At 65.5% G+C, this 16,534-nt stretch carries 16 protein-coding genes; 12 read left to right on the top strand and 4 right to left on the bottom strand.

Translation table 11 applies throughout. The annotated features are described in order from the left end of the window. Positions 1-19: 19 nt before the first annotated feature. Both ACQR07_RS14375 and ACQR07_RS14370 read right to left on the bottom strand, forming a co-directional pair. Positions 20-706: a GntR family transcriptional regulator gene (locus tag ACQR07_RS14375; RefSeq protein WP_434902922.1), complete on the bottom strand. Its 687-nt coding sequence runs from the start codon at positions 704-706 to the stop codon at positions 20-22. After that, positions 703-1,419: a GntR family transcriptional regulator gene (locus ACQR07_RS14370; RefSeq protein ID WP_434902921.1), complete on the bottom strand. Its 717-nt coding sequence runs from the start codon at positions 1,417-1,419 to the stop codon at positions 703-705. The genes ACQR07_RS14375 and ACQR07_RS14370 overlap by 4 nt, the downstream gene beginning before the upstream one ends. A 132-nt stretch (positions 1,420-1,551) precedes the next feature. Here ACQR07_RS14370 and ACQR07_RS14365 point away from each other — a divergent pair, with 132 nt between their 5' ends. The 9 genes from ACQR07_RS14365 to ACQR07_RS14325 all read left to right on the top strand — a co-directional run bounded on the left by ACQR07_RS14365 (position 1,552) and on the right by ACQR07_RS14325 (position 11,084). Next, on the top strand, positions 1,552-2,076 hold the full coding sequence (locus tag ACQR07_RS14365; protein WP_434902920.1) for a copper chaperone PCu(A)C: 525 nt from the start codon (positions 1,552-1,554) through the stop codon (positions 2,074-2,076). A gap of 83 nt (positions 2,077-2,159) precedes the next feature. After that, the gene (locus ACQR07_RS14360) at positions 2,160-3,938 is read left to right on the top strand and encodes a PQQ-dependent dehydrogenase, methanol/ethanol family (RefSeq protein ID WP_434902919.1); all 1,779 of its coding nucleotides are present in this window, start codon (positions 2,160-2,162) and stop codon (positions 3,936-3,938) included. A 65-nt stretch (positions 3,939-4,003) separates the two neighbouring features. Next, on the top strand, positions 4,004-4,534 hold the full coding sequence (locus ACQR07_RS14355; RefSeq protein ID WP_434902918.1) for a c-type cytochrome: 531 nt from the start codon (positions 4,004-4,006) through the stop codon (positions 4,532-4,534). Continuing rightward, the gene (locus ACQR07_RS14350) at positions 4,531-5,163 is read left to right on the top strand and encodes a hypothetical protein (protein WP_434902917.1); all 633 of its coding nucleotides are present in this window, start codon (positions 4,531-4,533) and stop codon (positions 5,161-5,163) included. The genes ACQR07_RS14355 and ACQR07_RS14350 overlap by 4 nt, the downstream gene beginning before the upstream one ends. A gap of 131 nt (positions 5,164-5,294) precedes the next feature. Next, positions 5,295-5,408, top strand: coding sequence for a pyrroloquinoline quinone precursor peptide PqqA (pqqA, locus tag ACQR07_RS14345; RefSeq protein ID WP_434902916.1), 114 nt, complete (start codon positions 5,295-5,297; stop codon positions 5,406-5,408). A gap of 166 nt (positions 5,409-5,574) precedes the next feature. Continuing rightward, positions 5,575-6,063 (top strand): (2Fe-2S)-binding protein, encoded by a 489-nt coding sequence (locus tag ACQR07_RS14340; RefSeq protein ID WP_434902915.1) that lies wholly within the window; start codon positions 5,575-5,577, stop codon positions 6,061-6,063. Further along, positions 6,060-8,342: a molybdopterin cofactor-binding domain-containing protein gene (locus ACQR07_RS14335; protein WP_434902914.1), complete on the top strand. Its 2,283-nt coding sequence runs from the start codon at positions 6,060-6,062 to the stop codon at positions 8,340-8,342. The genes ACQR07_RS14340 and ACQR07_RS14335 overlap by 4 nt, the downstream gene beginning before the upstream one ends. Positions 8,343-8,561: 219 nt before the next feature. Then, positions 8,562-9,671, top strand: coding sequence for an HD-GYP domain-containing protein (locus ACQR07_RS14330; RefSeq protein ID WP_434902913.1), 1,110 nt, complete (start codon positions 8,562-8,564; stop codon positions 9,669-9,671). A gap of 111 nt (positions 9,672-9,782) precedes the next feature. Continuing rightward, on the top strand, positions 9,783-11,084 hold the full coding sequence (locus ACQR07_RS14325) for a cytochrome P450 (protein ID WP_434902912.1): 1,302 nt from the start codon (positions 9,783-9,785) through the stop codon (positions 11,082-11,084). 33 nt (positions 11,085-11,117) lie between these two features. Here ACQR07_RS14325 and ACQR07_RS14320 read toward each other — a convergent pair whose 3' ends face one another. Further along, the gene (locus tag ACQR07_RS14320; protein WP_434902911.1) at positions 11,118-12,692 is read right to left on the bottom strand and encodes an AMP-binding protein; all 1,575 of its coding nucleotides are present in this window, start codon (positions 12,690-12,692) and stop codon (positions 11,118-11,120) included. Positions 12,693-12,847: 155 nt separating this feature from the next. Here ACQR07_RS14320 and ACQR07_RS14315 point away from each other — a divergent pair, with 155 nt between their 5' ends. Then, complete coding sequence (locus tag ACQR07_RS14315) at positions 12,848-13,672, top strand: RnfABCDGE type electron transport complex subunit D (protein ID WP_434902910.1); 825 nt, start codon at positions 12,848-12,850, stop codon at positions 13,670-13,672. Then, entirely contained in the window at positions 13,669-15,000 is a 1,332-nt protein-coding gene (locus ACQR07_RS14310) for a DUF2330 domain-containing protein (RefSeq protein WP_434902909.1), read from the top strand. The genes ACQR07_RS14315 and ACQR07_RS14310 overlap by 4 nt, the downstream gene beginning before the upstream one ends. 15 nt (positions 15,001-15,015) lie before the next feature. Here ACQR07_RS14310 and ACQR07_RS14305 read toward each other — a convergent pair whose 3' ends face one another. Then, positions 15,016-15,426 carry a VOC family protein gene (locus tag ACQR07_RS14305; RefSeq protein WP_434902908.1) on the bottom strand — a complete coding sequence of 137 codons (411 nt, stop codon included), beginning with the start codon at positions 15,424-15,426 and terminating at the stop codon, positions 15,016-15,018. Between the two features lie 110 nt (positions 15,427-15,536). On the opposite strand from ACQR07_RS14305, the gene ACQR07_RS14300 reads away from it, so the two are divergent. Beyond that, positions 15,537-16,511: a Bug family tripartite tricarboxylate transporter substrate binding protein gene (locus tag ACQR07_RS14300; RefSeq protein ID WP_434902907.1), complete on the top strand. Its 975-nt coding sequence runs from the start codon at positions 15,537-15,539 to the stop codon at positions 16,509-16,511. Positions 16,512-16,534: the final 23 nt, after the last annotated feature.

The following is a 16,534-nucleotide window of genomic DNA, read 5'->3' as shown; positions in this document are numbered from 1 at the left end:
TCGACGGGCGTTGATGGTCTCAGCTCGGGGCCGGAACGGCGCTGCGCTCGCGCTGCTTGGACATGCGCGCCAGCAGGACGCCGGCGGTGCGCATGATGTGCTGGCTCGCGAGCTCCTCGGCTTTTTCGGCATCGCCTGAGATCACCGCGTTGAGGATGTCCTCGTGCTGGTCCCAGATCCGGCGCGGGGTCTCATCGCGCATCAAGACCTCGCCCATCAGCCGGCGCAGATGCAGCCAATGCGGCTGGGTGGTGTCCTGGATGACGGAATTGCCGGAGATCGCGTAGAGGAATTCGTGGAACTTGACGTCGGCCTCGATCAGCTTCTCGACCGAATGCTCGCGCTCGGCGCGGCGGCCTTCCTCGATCAGCCTGGGGCCTTCCTTGGCGGCGCGCTCTGCGCCTCGGGTCGCGGCCAGCCGGCAGGCGAGGCCTTCGGCGACGGCGCGGATTTCATACAGATTGCGGATGAAGTCGGTGTCGATCGGCGCAACTTCGAGGCCGCGTCCGGGAGCCTCGCGGACGAAACCCTGATTGCGCAGCAGCAGCAGCGCCTGCTGCACGGGCTGCCGCGAGACGCCGAGGTCACGCGCCAGATCGTCCTGGATCAGGCGGGCCGATTCCGGCAGCTCGCCGCCGACGATGTCGGAGAGGATGCGCTGGTAGACGCGTTCCGTCAGGTTGGGCTGTGTCTTCAGCGGCGTCACGTCAGCGGGACCTTTCGCGCCGAGAGGGTGCGCCGCTGCATCGGCCTGCTCTCCTGCTGCGCCTCGAGGCGATGGATGAAGACGGCGGCCGCCCGCGTGATGTGCTCGCGGCTCAGCCGCTCGGCGTCGGCGCTGCGGCCCTCGATCACGGCGGCGAGAATGTCCTCGTGCTCGTCCCAGACCGTCTGCGACATCCGTTGCTCCTTCTGCAGCACGTCCGACATGACGCGCTTCAGATAGGGCCAATGCGGCGCCATCGTCTCGTCGATCAGCGTGTTGCCGGACAGGCTGCTCAGGAAGCGATGAAAGGCGATGTCCGTCTCGATCTTGCGGCTGACCAGCCCGCTCCTGACGGCCTCGTGCCCGGCGACGATGTAGGCCGGCCCTTCGCTTGCTGCGCGTCGGCTCGCGCGCTCGGCTGCAAGCCGCGCCGCGAGCCCTTCGAGAACGGCGCGCATCTCGTAGAGGTCGCGGACGAGCCGGGGGTCGAGCGGTGCCACGATCAGTCCGCGCCCGGGGGCGCTCTGCACCAGCCCGCATCCGCGCAACAGCACCAGCGCCTGCTGCACGGGCTGGCGCGACACGCCATAGGCCTTGGCCAGATCATCTTGAATCAGCCGGGAGCCGGAGGTGAGCACGCCACTGACGATCTCGTCAGTGATGGCTTCGACGACCTGGTCGACCAGGGAGGGAGCAGGAGTCTCGATTCGCATGGGGCATCACAATTTCGCGGACGATAGCACGTCAAGGGTGAAAATCCATTTGCCGGGAATTCGAATTCAGAGTACGAATTCAAAGAAAGGAAGCCAACACAAAACGGCTTCATCGTACCGGGGAGGGCGTCCGTGTCGGATCATCCGGCTCGTCAGAAGCGAGTTTACGACTGCTCGGCGCCCTCGGAGGGCAGCGCGCGCGTGCGCCTATTGGCCAATGCCCTTGGCGGGCTGCTGGCAGCGCTCGTTGGGCTGGTGGCTTTTGATTCCTGGCATGTTGCGTCCGCGGGAGAGGGGCTGACGCTGTCCGATGCCTGGGTGCCGCCGGCGCCTGAGGTCGGGCGCGACATTCCGCTGCTGATCACGATCAAGAACGAAACGACGGCGCCGGAAGCGCTGATGCGCGTGCGCTGTCCGATCGCGAATTTCTCGGAGCGTCACACCGTCGATCGGGGCGAGGGCGCGCCAGCGATGCGCTCGATTCCGAACATCCCCGTTCCGGCAGGCAGCACGCTGGTGCTGCTGCCGACCTCCTATCATGTGATGCTGCTGCAGACCCGCGAGCCGCTCGAGCCCGGCAAGCGCTTCACCTGCACGATCGTGTTTCAAAAAGCAGGATCCATCGAAACGGAGGTCGAGGTTCGCAAGTCCCCCTGAAGCCTGTTTGTCGCCTGCGGCCCTTCGCTCACCGGCGGAGTGGTTTTCGTTCGAACTGATAATCAAGATGGGAGAAGGAAACGATGAGGATCAACGTCAGGACAACCCTGCGGGCGATGCTGCTCGCCAGCGCGGCCTTTGCTTGTTTCAATCTGGCCTCGCCGGCGCGCGCCGCCGACGAGATGACGCCGGAGCGGCTGCTCAATGCTGACAAGGAAGCCGGCAACTGGCTGCATCATCACAAGAACTACTCGGGGACGCGCTTCTCGGCGCTGAAGGAGATCAACAAGGACACCGTCAAGAATCTGAAGGTCGCCTGGACCATGCATCTGGGTGGCGTCGAGGGCGGCGGCATCTGGAGCCATGGCGGTCTCGAGGGTACGCCGATCGTCGAGAACGGCATGATCTACGTCACCGACGGCTGGGGCTCGGTCTACAAGATCGATGCGCGTGGCGGCAAAGGCCAGCTGGTCTGGAAGATGGATCCGAAGACGGATCACGACTGGGCCGGCGCGGTCGCCTGCTGCGGCGTCGACAACCGTGGCGTCGCGCTGTGGGGCAATCTCGTCGTCTCGCACACACTCGATGGCCGTCTGATCGCGACCAACAAGGAGACCGGACAGGTCGCCTGGCAGCGTCAGGTTGCCGATCCCGACAAGGGCGAAGTGATCACCGGCGCGCCGCTGATCGTGAAGAACATGGCCGTGTCCGGTGTCGCCGGTGCCGAATACGGCATTCGCGGCTGGATCGCCGCCACCGATCTCACCACGCAGAAGGAGGTCTGGCGCACTCACACCATTCCGGCGAAGGGCGAGCCCGGCAGCGAGACCTGGAAGGACAGCAACGACGCGGCTGCGGCCGGCGGTGGCTCGACCTGGGTCACGGGCACCTATGATCCGGCAACCGACACCATCATCTGGGGCGTCGGCAACCCCGGTCCGGACTGGGACAACGCCTATCGTCCGGGCGACAACCTCTACACCGACAGTTCGCTGGCGCTCGACGCCAACACCGGCAAGATCAAGTGGCACTATCAGCACACGCCGAACGATCCCTACGACTATGACAGCGTTGCTGAGAACGTCCTGGTCGACGTGCCTGCACCGAACGGACAGACCCTGAAGCTCGCGCTCGAGGCCGACCGCAACGGCTTCGCCTATGCGATCGACCGTACCAACGGCAAGTTCCTGTGGGGCCTGCCGTTCGTCAAGAAGGTCACCTGGACCAAGGGGCTCGACGCCGAGACCGGCAAGCCGATCGAGTACGATCCGAAGAACCCGGTGCAGCGCTACAATGCGTCGGTGACGCCGCATCGCGAGAACAAGGTCGCGGACATCTGCCCGGGTAACATGGGCGGAAAGAACTGGCCGCCGACCTCGTACAATCCGGATCTCAAGCTCTGGTACATTCCGGTGATCGAGAGCTGCAACCGGATCACCGTCGAGGAAGCGACCAAGGACAAGCTGAAGGCGCGTGAGTTCTGGACCGGTGGCGGACCGAGCCAGCCGTTCAAGATCACGGGCAGCGTGACCGCGATCGACGTCACCACCGGCAAGATCGCCGGCAAGATGGAGACGCCGTTCCCGAATCTCGGCGGCATGCTGTCGACGCCTGACCTCGTCTTCACCGGCCAGCCCTCGGGCGAAGTGATGGCTCTCGACGGCAAGACCTTGCAGAAGCTGTGGGAGTTCAACACCGGCGGTGGCGTCAATGCGCCTCCCGTGACGTTCTCGGTCGACGGCAAGCAGTATGTCGCGATCCTGGTCGGTCTCGGCGGTGCCTGGGACAAGTGGTTCATCGAAGCCACGCCCGAGCTGAAGAAGATCCAGCCCGGCTCGATGCTCTACGTCTTCTCGCTGTAATCAGATCAAGGAGCGGAGGCGTTGCCTCCGCTCCTTCCATCTCCCCAGTTCCACAAGAAGATCAGATGAAACTCAGTGCGATCACGTCCGCCGTGGCGTCGGCTCTCGTCCTCTTCTCCGCGTCGGTCGCGTCGGCTCAGTCAGCTGCGCCCGCCGATCCGACCGAGGCCGGCAAGGCCGTGTTCAAGCGCGCCAATTGCGTCGGCTGCCACAAATGGCACGGCAATGGCGGCGGCGGCTATGGCGGCGACGCGCTGTCGCTGCGCAAGACCGAGCTCAACCGCGAGCACATCATCGAGACCGTGACCTGCGGTCGCCCCGGAACGGGCATGCCGTATTTCGCACGCGGATCCTATGACACCACGAAGTGCTACGGCATGAGCCGCCAGGACGTCGGCGAGCGCATGCCGCCGGAGGGCGGCGTGTTCCTGCGGCCGAACGACATCGAAGCCGTCGCGGACTACGTCCTCGCGCACATCAAGGGCCGCGGCGAGCCGAACTACGACGAGTGCACCGCGTTTTTCGGCACCACCTCCCGGGTCTGCGACATCTACAAGACGAACGCCACCAAGCCTGCAAGCGAGCCGTCAAAATGAAGCGTTCAACCTGCGCCGCCATCTTTGCAACGTTGCTGTTGTCTTTCGTCATGCATCCCGCTTCGGCGCAGGCCGTGCCGAGCTACGATCTGCGTGACATCACGGTCGGCATGCCGATCGGCGATCTACCGGATGCCGGCTATGTCAATCTGACCTGCGCCAAGGACGCGGAGCGCAAGCTCAACGCATGGTCCGGCTGGCGCGATTGTCCCGCCGACCCGCAGGGCACGCGGGCGGTGCGGTTCGAGTTCGATCCGGAGACCAGCCAGGACGGCACCAAGGTCGCCGGTCACCCTGTGCTGCTGACCGCCCTGGTCGATGACAAGGGCACAGTCAGCGGCCTGACCATCGAGACCGATCCGAAGGCGCGGCTCTACATCCGCAAGAAGGCGTTCCTGCTCGGCAACCAGGTGAAGTCGCGCTACGGCGCCGAGGGCTGGGATTGCAAGGAACAGCAGCCCACGGCGGGTGAGCAGCCTGTCGGCGGTGTGTTCCTGCGCGAGGTGTGCAAGAAAGCGGTGCCCGGTCGCACGCTCACCGTCGAGCGCGAGCTGTTCCGCAGGCCTGATCAGGACGCCAAGAGCTTCGTCGACCAGACGCTGGTGCGGATCACGAAGCAGACGAACTAATCCCGAGATGCTCCTGCCAGGACGGGCGGGAGCATGCGCGTCACGCTTGCAGTCGCCGGGTTACGGAGAGTTGCCGGAGATGCAGGTGGCCGCCGGTCGCGGCGTTCATCATCCTCTCCGGGAGAACGAGCATGAGCTGGACTGCCCCCAAGATCGTCGAAGTGCCCGTCGGCATGGAAATCAACATGTACGCCTGCGCCGCCCGTAAGGCTGCCGAGCGCAAGAGCAGACAAGAGCTGATCTGACCTCATCGCGGCGGCGGCCGCCTGTGTCGCCGCCGCGAGTCGAGACTGCAACTTCACCAATCCGGCGAGCGCGTGGACGATGGGGCACCGCGCGGCCGCGATGTGCCCGGAACGCCGATGGGCGTTCGCTCCAGAGCAAATCCGTCCCGTAAGGAGGTTCTTGGCAATGGCGAAACTCAGTATCAACGGCAGGGATGTCTCTGTCGACGCGGCGAACGACACGCCGCTGCTATGGGTCATCCGCGAGCAGTTGCAGATGACCGGCACCAAGTTCGGCTGCGGCGCCGGGCTGTGCGGCGCCTGCACCGTGCATGTCAACGGTGAAGCCGTGCGCTCGTGCCAGACCATGGTCGGCGACGTCAAGGACAAGAAGATCACGACTATCGAGGGCCTGTCGCAGAAGGGCGATCATCCGCTGCAGAAGGCGTGGGTCGCCGAGCAGGTGCCGCAATGCGGCTACTGCCAGTCCGGCCAGATCATGCAGGCGGCCTCGCTGCTCGCCAAGACCACGAGCCCGACCAAGGAGGAGATCACAGCGCACATGGACGGCAATCTCTGCCGCTGCATGACTTATTCGCGGATCCAGAAGGCGATCCAGCGCGCCGCGTCCGAGATGCGCACCGCGTCCAACACCAGCGACCGGAGGGCGACATGAACCAGCACGTGAAAGCAGCGCCCACCATGGCCGCCGATCTCAGCCGCCGTTCCTTCCTGGTCGGCACCGCCGCCACCGGCCTCGTGCTCGGCTATGCCGGCCTCGCCGATTCCGCGCTTGCCGCGACGACGCCGTCGGCCTTCGAGCCCAGCGTGTGGTACTCGATCGCCCCCGATGGTCTCGTCACCGTGACCTGCGGCAAGGCCGACATGGGCCAGCACATCGCCTCCACCATGGCGCAGATCGTCTGCGAAGAGCTTGGTGCGGCCTGGAAGGACATGCGCGTCCAACTCGCCTCCAACGATCCGAAGTTCAACGATCCCGTGCTCGGCGCCCAGATCACCGGCGGCAGCTGGAGCACGATGATGAACTTCGACGCCATGAGCCGCGCCGGCGCCGCAGGGCGCATCGCGCTCACCGAGGCGGCAGCCGCGTCGATGGGCGTGCCGGCCAAGGAGCTCACGGTGCGTGACGGCGTCGTGATGCATGCGAAGTCGAAGAAGCAGATGAGCTATGCCGAGATCGTCAAGAGCGGCAAGATCACCAAGAGCTTCACGCCGGACGAGTTGAAGGCGCTGACGCTGAAGACACCCGATCAGTACACCATGATCGGCGTCTCGGTGCCGCAGATCGACATTCCCTCCAAGACCAACGGTACGGCGAAATACGGCATCGATACGATGCTGCCGGGCATGGTCTACGGCAAGGTGGTGACGCCGCCGGTGCGCTTCGGCGCGACCGTCACGGCAGTCGACGACTCCGAGGCCAAGAAGGTGCCGGGCTTCATCAAGGCCATCACCCTCGACGACAAGACCGGCTCGACCTCGGGCTGGGTTGTCGCGGTGGCCTCGACCTTCGCCAACGCCAAGAAGGCGGCGGACGCGCTCAAGATCAGCTACGACAAGGGCCCGCACGCCAACGTCAGCACCGACTCGATCATCACCGAGGCGATGCGGCTGCAGGCGCAGGACGATGCCGGGCAGTTCTTCGTCAAGGACGGCGATGCCAATGCGGCGCTCGCCGGTGCGGTGAAGGTGCTGGAGGCGGAGTACACCACCAGCATCAACATCCATGCGCCGATGGAGCCGATGAACGCGACCGCGGAGTTCAAGGGCGACATCCTGCACATCTATTCCGGCAATCAGTTCGCGACCCGCTCCGGCGCGATCGCGGCTGGGGCTGCCGGGATCGATCCGAAGTATGTCGTGATGCACCAGGCCTGGCTCGGCGGCGGCTTCGGCCGCAGGCTCGATGCCGACATGATGGTGCCGGCGGTGCAGGCGGCGAAGGCCGTCGGCAAGCCGGTCAAGGTGATCTACTCCCGCGAGAACGACATGACGATGGACTACTCGCGGCCGCTCACCTACCAGAAGGTCAAGGCCGGCCTCGACGCCAGCGGCAAGCTGGTCGCGCTCAGCCACGACGTGGTCTCGGCCTGGCCGACGGCGCGCTGGGGCATCCCGGACTTTCTGTCGCCCTCGGTCGACAAGAAGGGCCCGCTCGACTCGTTCACGGTCAACGGCGCCGACTTCTTCTACACCGTGCCCAACCACCATGTGCGCGCGATCAAGAACGAGCTCGCGCACAATGCGACGCCGTCCGGGCAGCTCCGCTCGGTGGCGCCGGGTTGGACGTTCTGGGCGGTGGAGAGCATGATCGACGAGATCGCCGCCGCCTCGGGCCAGGATCCGGCCCAGTTCCGCATCGCGCTGCTCGACGGCAAGGGCAAGAACGATGGCGGCGCGCAGCGGCTGCGCAACACGCTGCTCGCGGCGATGGGCCTGTCCGGCTACGGCGCGAAGAAGCTGCCAAAGGGCGAGGGCATGGGCGTCGCCTGCGTGTCGTCGCAGGAGCGTGCGACCGCGAGCTGGACGGCCTGCGTCGCCCATGTCGCGGTGGCTGACAGCGGCGCGGTCACGGTGAAGAAGCTCACCGTGGCGACCGACGTCGGCACCCAGGTGCATCCCGACAACATCCGTGCCCAGGTCGAGGGCGCGGCGCTGTGGGGCCTGTCGCTGGCGATGTACGAGAAGGCGACGTTGAAGGATGGCGGCATCGAGCAGACCAACTTCGACAGCTACACACCGCTGCGGATGAGCCAGGTGCCGGAGGTCGCAATCTCCGTCATCGCCAATGGCGAGAAGGCCACCGGCGTCGGCGAGCCCGCGGTGACCGTGGTGGCGCCGGCGCTCGGCAACGCCATCTACAACGCCTGCGGCGCAAGGCTGCGCTCGCTGCCGATCACCGCCGCGGCGGTCAAGGCCGCGATGAAGGCCTAGCCCGACCGATTGCACCGCAACGACTGGGAACCGCCGGAGATGCTTCTCCGGCGGTTTTCTTTTGCGGAGGTCCATGGCGAGGGAGGAAGCCGTTCAATTCGATCGATCGGTTTAACGCTTTGCTCACCGGAAAGGAGACAGCTTGAGCGATCGGTTTAAGCCGCGGCGAACCCGTATCTCGGTAACTTGCACGGCAGCAAACCGCAGGGGCGAGCACGTATGAGCGCGACAGCCAAGCAGACCGTGACCCAGACCGCGACCAAGCGCCATCTCCTGCTCGCGTCTGACCGCGGTGAGCAGAGCAACGAGCTGGCGCGCATTCTCCGCTCGGTCGGCGATGTCGACATGATGCCGACCACCGAGATTCCGGAAAATCCCGGCAACCGCTTCTCCGGAGTCGTCGTCGACATCAACCTGCGCTCACCCGAGAGCGTCCAGCGGGTCCGCAAGAAGCTGTCGTCGCGGGCCTACAGCGAGGTGCCGCGCCTGTTCGTGCTGGCAGAGGCGCTGCATCATGCGACCATGCAGGCCTGGGCGCTGGGCGCCACCGATACGATCGCGCGCCCCTTCAGCCCGGCCGACGTGCTGCAGCGCATCCGCTCGGCGCTGCCGGCCGACGACGGCTATGACGAGACCGATCGCGGCAAGCTGCTCAATCGCGGCGTCGAGGCGGCGCAGGCCGTGATGGTCAAGATCTTCGAGAAGCTTCCCGCCGGCGTGGCGCTGACGATGGAGGATGTCGTCGCGGCCGAGAACCGGATTCTCAAGGCGATCAAGCATTCCTCGCTGCGCGAGTGGATGACGGTGGTCGGCTGTCATCACAACGACACCTACCGGCATTGCCTGTTCGTGACCGGCTTCGCCGTCGGCTTCTCGATCCATCTCGGCATGCGCGACGACGATCAGCGCCGCCTGGTCCGCGCGTCGCTGCTGCACGATGTTGGCAAGGCGTTCATTCCGGTCGCCATTCTCGACAAGCAGGGCAAGCTCACCGCCGAGGAGATCGCGATCCTGCGCCAGCACCCGCGGCGCGGCTATGAGGCGCTGTGGCGGCAGGGCGGCTTCTCGCCGGAGATGCTCGACGTCATCCTGCATCACCACGAGTTCCTCGACGGCTCCGGCTATCCCGATGCCTTGCACAACGAGCAGATCAGCGACATCGTGCGCCTCACCACCATCGTCGACATCTATACGGCGTTGATCGAGCGCCGCGCCTATCGTCCCGCCTTCTCGCATGCCCGCGCGTTCCAGATCATGGAGAACATGGGCCCGAAGCTCGACCAGCAGCTGCTGCAGGCGTTCCGTCCCGTCGCCATGGGCGCGCACTGAGACCCGCGCGCTGAGCCGCGCCATCGCCGGCGATAGCCGCTGGACGCAAGTGCCTGTCCGCAGCCGCGCACTATCCTACCCGCCAACGAACAGGCGCGCGGGAGGATCGGCATGAGCGCAGCGACAGGGGCTGACGAGGTCATTCCTGGATCCATCGCGGCCACGCTGGTCGATCCGGCGTGCTACGCCGACCGCCGCATCCATGATGCCTATCGCTGGCTGCGCGCCAACAACCCGCTTGGCCGCGCCGAGCTCGAGACTTTCGATCCGTTCTGGGTGGTGACCCGGCACGCCGACATTCTCAACATCAGCCGGCAGAACGAGCTGTTCCACAACGCCGACCGCGCCACGACCCTCACCAACAAGGCGGTGCTGGACCGCGTCCACAAGATCACCGGAAAGCCCAATCTGGTGCGTTCGCTGGTGCAGATGGATGCGCCCGATCATCCGAAATATCGCGCGCTGACGCAGGGCTGGTTCATGCCGGCCAACATCGCCAAGTTCGAGCCGCGCATCCGCGAGATCGCCCGCGCGACCGTCGATCGCATGGCGGCCAAGGTCGCGGCCGGCGGCGGCCTGTGCGATTTCGTCGACGACGTCGCGCTCGGCTATCCGCTGCATGTAATCATGGAGATCCTCGGCGTGCCGGAGCAGGACGAGCCGCGCATGCTGAAGCTGACGCAGGAGCTGTTCGGGCCGCAGGATCCTGACACGGCGCGGGTGCGCGAGGCGCTGTCGGCCGAGGTCTTCGCCGCCATGATGCAGGCCGTGGTGGCCGACTTCGCGGCTTATTTCCAGCGCATCACCGAGGACCGCAAGGCCCATCCGCGCGACGATCTCGCCACCGTCATCGCCAACGCCCGTATCAATGGCGAGGACATGCCGCTGCACGATCGCACCAGCTACTACATGATCGTGGCCACCGCCGGCCACGATACGACATCATCGTCGACCGCCGGCGCGATCTGGGCGCTCGCCGAGGACCCCGAGCAGTTCGCACGCGTCAAGGCCGATCCGGAACTGATCCCGGGCCTCGTCGACGAGGCCATTCGCTGGATGACGCCGGTCAAGCATTTCATGCGCAGCGCCACTGCCGACACCGAGCTCGGCGGCCGCCGCATCGCCAAGGGCGACTGGCTGATGCTGTGCTACGCCTCCGGCAATCGCGACGAGGCGGTGTTCGAAAATCCCGACAGCTTTCGCTGCGACCGCAAGCCGAACCGGCATCTCGCGTTCGGCTATGGCGCGCATCTGTGTCTCGGTCAGCACGTCGCCCGGCTGGAAATGCGCATCCTGTTCGAAGAGCTGTTGCCGCGGCTCACGACGCTGTCGCTGGCCGGTCCCGTGAAGATGACGCAGGCGACCTTCGTCAACGGACCGAAGAAGCTGCCGATCCGCGTCGTCATGAATTGAGGCGCGGATCCGATTGACGGGGCCGGCACGGTCTCAATCCAGCAGCTTGCGCAGTTCGGCCTTGGCGACCTTCTCGAGCGTCGAGCGCGGCATCTCGTCGACCAGCCTCACCTCGCGCGGCACCTTGAAGTCGGCGAGGCCGGCGCGGCAGGCGGCCAGCACCTTGTCGGCCAGCTCTTCGCGCGCAACATCGGCCTGCGGAATCACGAAGGCCACCGGGACCTCGTCGAGCATCGGGTGCTTCCGGGCGACGACGGCGGTCTCGCGCACGCCTGATACGGTGATGATGACCTGCTCGATCTCCGAGGCCGCGACGTTCTCGCCGCCGACCTTGAGCATGTCCTTGGCGCGGTCGCCGAACTTGATGAAGCCGTTCGGCAGCCGCGTGACGCGATCGCCGGTGAGGAAGAAGCCGTCGGCATCGAAGCTCGTCCGCGTCGCCTCCGCGTTGTAGAGATACTCCGCAAACAGCGACAATCCCGGCACGCCCTTGATAGCCAGGTTGCCGGTGTCGCCGACCGCGGTCGGCCGTCCGTCATCGTCGGTGATGCGAATGGTGTATTCCGGCGCGGCGCGGCCGATCGACATCGGCGTGTTCGGCTGATCGATCTCGCCGACGATGCCGTGGGTGATGGTCTCCGTCATGCCCCACCAGCCGATGATCTTGATGCCGAACTTGGCGAACGCCGTCGGCTCCGACAGCGCGGTGCCCCACAGCCGGAACTTGTGATCGGCCGGCACCTCCTGGTCGAGCAGCGCCTTCATGCAGAACGGAATCGTCGAGGTCCAGGTGCAGCCATGCTCCCGCGCCACGCTCCAGAACCGGCTCGCCGAGAAGCGCGGCTGGATCACGCAGGTCGCGCCGACCCAGAGCGACGCCAGCATCGAATAGGCCAGCGCATTGGTGTGGAACAGCGGCAGATAGGTCTGGTGCACATCGCTTTCGTGCAGGTCCTCGTGCACGGCATTGACCTTGGCGCCCCACAGCGCGTTGGCGTGCGTCCAGAGCACCGCCTTGGGCCGTGACGTCGTGCCGGACGTGTATTGAACGCTGCATGGCGCCATCGGGTCGGGTGCGCGCCGCGGCCGGTCGGCGCTGTCGGCGAACAGCGTTTCGAAGCGATCGCCCCGTCCGACAGGTGTCGTTTCCGTCTGTCCCGGGTCATGCGAGATCACCGCAAGCCAGCGCAGTCCGCGGCAATGCGTCGAGATCATCTCGGCATAGGCCGGCTGGGTGATCGCCGCCACCGCGCGGCAATGTTCGGCGAAGTAGCTCATCTCGGCCGCTGCCGAGCGCGTGTTGGTGGTCACCGCGAGCGCGCCGAGCTCGACGCAGGCAAACCAGGCGAGCATCGCCTCGATGCAATTGTCCAGATGGATCAGGATCGCGTCGCCGGGCTTGACGCCGCGCTTGACCAGACCTGCCGCGAGGGCGCCGACGCGGTCGTGAAATTCGCCGTAGCTCCAGGCCCTCGCCGGCGCGTCGAATGGTGCTGATATCAGGAACGGATGGTCGCGCCTCGTCTCGCTGCGCAGCTTGAGCAGCCACGGCACGTCGATGCCGTCGAACGGCGTCACCGTGCCGGCCGCGATTGTCGTCCCGTTCATGTCCGCTCCCCTTGTTCTTGATCCGCCGCCCGTCCCGGCCGCTTCGTTCGCGTTCTCCTGTTGTGCCACCTCATCTCGGCACGATCAAATCGGGATTGAACCCGTTTCAATCTGAGGGCGACCAATGGCGCGGCAAGACACGCCCGGAGGTTTGCATGCTGGCCCTGCCAAGATCATGGCGGCTGCCCGACGCCCGCTATTTCCAGATCGCGGCATTGGCCACGCTGCTGCTGATCAATTTCGCCGTCATCGATTTCGGCGCGCGACCCGCAGCCAGCGTGATCGCGATCGCAACTGCGCTGCTCACGCAGGCGGTCTGCTGCCGCATCTCCGGCGCGCCGCTCGACCTCAAATCGCCGCTGATCACGGGGCTGTCGCTCAGCCTGCTGCTTCGCGCCGACGCGCTGTGGCTGCATGCGGCCGCGGCCGTCATCGCGATCGGCTCGAAATTCGTGCTGCGCATCGACGGCAAGCATGTCTTCAACCCCGCCGGGCTTGCCATCGTGGTGCTGTTGTTCACCTCCAAGGGGGTGTGGATCTCGCCGGGACAATGGGGCACCGAAATCTGGTTCGCGAGCCTCGCCGGCTGCTTCGCGATCCTGGTGTTGAGCGCGTCCCGGCGAGCCGACGTCGCGGTGTATTTCTTCGCCAGTCACGCCGCCCTGCTGTTGTTGCGCGCCGCCTGGCTCGGCGATCCCCTCGTCATTCCGCTGCATCAGCTGCAGAGCGGCTCGCTGCTGATCTTCACCTTCTTCATGATCTCCGACCCACGCACAACGCCGGACTCGCGTGCCGGACGGCTGCTGTTCGCGATGACGGTGGCGGTGACCGCGCACTATTTGACCTTCTTCATGCAGATGCGCCCGGCGCTCTATGTGGCGCTCATCGCGCTGTCGCCGCTGACGCTGGTGCTCGACCGGCTCATCCCGGCCACCCGGTTTTCCTGGCGTCCGTCCGTTCCCGAAGGAGTATCGACATGACCCTGCGCTACACCAAGCTCTTCCGCACCGGTGTCGCCGCCGCGGCGATCCTCGCCCAGGCGGCGGTCGTTCCCGCCAACGCGTTCTGCGGATTCTATGTCGCGCAGGCCGATGCCAAGCTGTTCAATCAGTCGTCGAAGGTGATCCTCGCCCGCGACGGCCAGCAGACCGCGATCACCATGGCCAGCGACTTCGAAGGCGACGTGAAGGAGTTCGCGGTCGTCGTTCCCGTGCCGACCTTCATCGAACGCAAGCAGATCGGCGTGGTCGAGCCGAAAACGATCGACCATCTCGACAAATACACCGCACCTCGGCTGGTCGAGTATCACGACGCCGATCCCTGTGCGCCGGTCGTCGTTGCCGCGCGGGCCATGCCGGCGGCGGCGCCGATGATGGCGGGAGCGGTGTATGAAATGGCCCGGCGGAATTACGGCGTCTCCATCGAGGCCAGCTACGACGTCGCCGAGTATGACGTGCTGATCCTGTCCGCGCAGGAGAGCGACGGCTTGACGCGCTGGCTGACCGACAACAACTACCGCATCCCGCCAGGCGCGGAGGCCGTGCTCGGCAGCTACATCAAGCAGGGCATGCGGTTCTTCGTCGCCAAGGTCAATGTCGAGCGCATGACGGGGCTGGGCAATGGCCAGCTCCGGCCGCTGCAGGTGCGCTACCAGAGCGCCAAGTTCATGGTGCCGCTGCGGCTCGGGACGGTGAACGCCAGAGGTCCGCAGGACCTGATCGTCTATGCGTTGACCAAGAGCGGGCGCATCGAGGCGGCCAACTACCGCACCGTGAAGATCCCCTCCGATGTCGACGTGCCGCTCTATGTGAAGGATGAGTTCGGGCCGTTCTACAAGGCGACGTTCGAGCGCGCCGTCGCACGCGAAAACATGCAGGCGGTGTTCGTCGAATATGCCTGGGACATGGCATGGTGCGATCCCTGCGCCGCCGATCCGATGAGCAACAAGGAGCTGGTCGAGCTCGGTGCGCGCTGGATCGGCAGCGACGACGGTACGGCCTTCAGCGTCCGGCGCGGCTCGGGCGCATCGAACGCGTTCGTCACCCGGCTGCACGTTCGCTACGATGCGAAATCCTTTCCGGAGGACATCGTCTTCATCGAGACCAAGGACCGCAGCAACTTTCAGGGACGCTACGTTCAGCACCACCCCTGGCGGGGCGAGGCGGCGTGCGAGGCGGCGAAGGCCTACAAGGACAAGCTCGCCGGACGCTTCGCCAGGGAGGCTGCCGATCTGGCGCAACTGACCGGGTGGTCGCGCAGCGAGATCGCCGCAAGGATGGAGCAGAGCGGCGAAACCGCGGCGAAGTAGCTCGGTCTCCCCGGCTCAATCCTGGTATGACGAGATCTCGATCAGGCTGCCGTCGGGATCGCGGCAATACACCGAGCGCAGGGTGCCGCGCGCGCCCTGCTTGGCGACCGGCCCTTCCTCGATGGCGATGCCCAGCGCGTCGAGATGTGCCACGACCTCGTCCGGCGTGCTCGCGGTAAGAAAGCAGAGGTCGTCGCTGCCGGCTGTCACATGGTCGGCGGTGAACCAGTCGACCTTGTCCGCGTCCTTCGGTCGCACGTTGATCTTCTGGTTCCCGAACAGCAGCGAGGTGCGCTTGGCCCGCCCCGGGCCGAGGTCGGTGACCTGCAGCTCCATGCCCAGGACCTTCTGATACCACGTCGTCGTCCGCTCGACGTCGCTGACGTTGATGACCAGATGATCGAGTGCGTTGGCCTTGACCGGCATGGGTTCATCCCCCTGATTGAGACATCGACCTCGCCGCGGCAGCGGCATTCTGCTACGATCCGTGTCGGCGGTTCGTTAACGAACGCTTAACGATATATCTGAGGAAACGCATGATTTCACGTCGCACTGCGCTTGGCCTGATCGCTTCCGCCGTTCCATCCGTCGCCGTCTTCCGCAGTGCTTCCGCAGCGGATTATCCCGCCCGTCCGGTCCGTTTCGTGGTGGGCTATCCTCCAGGCGGTGCGACCGACATCCTGGCCCGGCTGATCGGCCAGCGGCTGTCGGAGACGTTCGGCCAGCAGTTCGTGGTCGAGAACAAGCCGGGCGCAGGAAACAATATCGCCACGGAGTCGGTCGTGAACGCGGCCGCCGACGGCTACACCATCATGCTCGTCAATCCGGCCAACTACATCAATGCCAGCCTCTACACCAACCTGAAGTTCAATTTCGTTCGCGACATCGCACCGATCGCCTCGTTCAATCGCGTGCCGAACGTGATGACCGTCAACAGCGACATCAAGGCCAAGAATGTCGCCGAGTTCATCGCCTATCTGAAGGAGAACCCCGGCAAGGTGAACATGGCGTCGTCCGGCAACGGCACCTCGGTGCATTTGTCGGGCGAGATGTTCATGGCGATGACCGGCACCAAGATGCAGCATGTGCCGTATCGCGGAGCTGCGCCGGCGATCACCGACATGCTCGGTGGCCAGGTCCAGGTCATTTTCGACAACATGCCCTCGATCATTCAGCATATCCGCGCGGGCTCGCTGCGTGCGCTCGGCGTCACCACCCAGGAGCGCTCGCCGCAATTGCCCGACGTGCAGGCGGTTGCGGAGACCGTGCCAGGCTACGAGGCGAGCGCGCTGTTCGGGATTGGCGCACCGAAGAATACGCCGAAGGAGATCATCGAGAAGCTCAACAAGCAGGTCAATGCGATCCTTGCCGAGCCCGACATCAAGAAGCGGCTCGTCGAGCTCGGCGGTGAGCCCTTGATCCAGTCGCCGGAGCAGTTCGGCGCGCAGATCGCTGCCGAGACCGACAAGTGGAAGAAGGTCGTCGAGTTTGCCGGCCTGAAGCTGGACTGACGCGAGGCGATCGCAAGCTGGCC

Origin of the sequence: Bradyrhizobium sp. HKCCYLS20291 (assembly GCF_051167715.1) — a bacterium.
In the GTDB taxonomy this organism is placed as follows: Bacteria; Pseudomonadota; Alphaproteobacteria; order Rhizobiales; family Xanthobacteraceae; genus Bradyrhizobium.
This window is presented reverse-complemented; position numbering and strand designations above follow the sequence as displayed.

Excerpts from the sequence above, each read along its gene's own strand:
- ACQR07_RS14370 (WP_434902921.1), bottom strand. The coding sequence starts at position 1,419 with ATGCGAATCGAGACTCCTGCTCCCTCCCTGGTCGACCAGGTCGTCGAA.
- ACQR07_RS14360 (WP_434902919.1), top strand. The coding sequence starts at position 2,160 with ATGAGGATCAACGTCAGGACAACCCTGCGGGCGATGCTGCTCGCCAGC.
- ACQR07_RS14320 (WP_434902911.1), bottom strand. The coding sequence starts at position 12,692 with ATGAACGGGACGACAATCGCGGCCGGCACGGTGACGCCGTTCGACGGC.
- ACQR07_RS14305 (WP_434902908.1), bottom strand. The coding sequence starts at position 15,426 with ATGCCGGTCAAGGCCAACGCACTCGATCATCTGGTCATCAACGTCAGC.
- ACQR07_RS14330 (WP_434902913.1), top strand. The coding sequence starts at position 8,562 with ATGAGCGCGACAGCCAAGCAGACCGTGACCCAGACCGCGACCAAGCGC.
- ACQR07_RS14300 (WP_434902907.1), top strand. The coding sequence starts at position 15,537 with ATGATTTCACGTCGCACTGCGCTTGGCCTGATCGCTTCCGCCGTTCCA.
- ACQR07_RS14335 (WP_434902914.1), top strand. The coding sequence starts at position 6,060 with ATGAACCAGCACGTGAAAGCAGCGCCCACCATGGCCGCCGATCTCAGC.
- ACQR07_RS14310 (WP_434902909.1), top strand. The coding sequence starts at position 13,669 with ATGACCCTGCGCTACACCAAGCTCTTCCGCACCGGTGTCGCCGCCGCG.
- pqqA (WP_434902916.1), top strand. The coding sequence starts at position 5,295 with ATGAGCTGGACTGCCCCCAAGATCGTCGAAGTGCCCGTCGGCATGGAA.
- ACQR07_RS14315 (WP_434902910.1), top strand. The coding sequence starts at position 12,848 with ATGCTGGCCCTGCCAAGATCATGGCGGCTGCCCGACGCCCGCTATTTC.
- ACQR07_RS14350 (WP_434902917.1), top strand. The coding sequence starts at position 4,531 with ATGAAGCGTTCAACCTGCGCCGCCATCTTTGCAACGTTGCTGTTGTCT.
- ACQR07_RS14340 (WP_434902915.1), top strand. The coding sequence starts at position 5,575 with ATGGCGAAACTCAGTATCAACGGCAGGGATGTCTCTGTCGACGCGGCG.
- ACQR07_RS14325 (WP_434902912.1), top strand. The coding sequence starts at position 9,783 with ATGAGCGCAGCGACAGGGGCTGACGAGGTCATTCCTGGATCCATCGCG.
- ACQR07_RS14355 (WP_434902918.1), top strand. The coding sequence starts at position 4,004 with ATGAAACTCAGTGCGATCACGTCCGCCGTGGCGTCGGCTCTCGTCCTC.